Source organism: Paenibacillus anseongensis (assembly GCF_009757995.1).
GTDB lineage: Bacteria > Bacillota > Bacilli > Paenibacillales > NBRC-103111 > Paenibacillus_E > Paenibacillus_E chondroitinus.
Genome location: NZ_WSEM01000017.1, coordinates 1 through 714, shown reverse-complemented (window position 1 = coordinate 714; position 714 = coordinate 1). Strand labels below are relative to the sequence as shown.

The window sequence follows — 714 nt, the reverse complement described above, 5'->3', positions numbered from 1 at the left end:
TCTAGCTTAACCTAGAAAAATACATTTGGTATTGCTACCTAAGTTCTTACTTTACGTTTCATTTCGTTATCTAGTTTTCAAGGAACAAAATGTTCAATGTGATTCGTATTTCTTTGCCCTATCTCAGCAGCGAAAGTTATCTTATCACAACTCACGATCTCATTTCAAGTCGAAATTTCTTGGAATTTCTTGTCTTAAAATGATAGTTGGTGGAGCCAAGCGGGATCGAACCGCTGACCTCCTGCTTGCAAGGCAGGCGCTCTCCCAGCTGAGCTATGGCCCCAAAGTATAAAATTGGTTGGCCCTAGTGGACTCGAACCACCGACCTCACCCTTATCAGGGGTGCGCTCTAACCAGCTGAGCTAAGGGCCAATATGTGTTTCGGGGAAACTCCCCAAAATAAAAACCCACCTACAAGCTTTCGAAGCTTTCTTCGAAAGCTTGCCATGGGTCCGCTTGGCAACGTTCTACTCTCCCAGAACCCTGCGGTTCAAGTACCATCGACGCTGGAGGGCTTAACGGTCGTGTTCGAGATGGGAACGCGTGGGTCCCCTCCGCCATCATCACCAAACGAGTGCAACATGGTTTTCACCATCTTGCTGAAAGAGCTTGCTCTTTCAAAACTGAACACGAGTGAGTAAACGTTGTGTGCTTGCGCACTTGACTGGTCTTATCAAGACCGAGTCTCCATAGAAAGGAGGTGATCCAGCCGCA

At 47.2% G+C, this 714-nt stretch carries 2 tRNA genes and 1 rRNA gene; all 3 read right to left on the bottom strand.

What is annotated here, in order from left to right:
* Positions 1–207 precede the first annotated feature (207 nt).
* Positions 208–283 (bottom strand) — tRNA-Ala (locus tag GON05_RS23140).
* A 12-nt stretch (positions 284–295) separates the two neighbouring features.
* Positions 296–372 (bottom strand) — tRNA-Ile (locus GON05_RS23135).
* Positions 373–454: 82 nt separating this feature from the next.
* A 5S ribosomal RNA gene (gene rrf / locus GON05_RS23130) occupies positions 455–571 on the bottom strand.
* Positions 572–714: the final 143 nt, after the last annotated feature.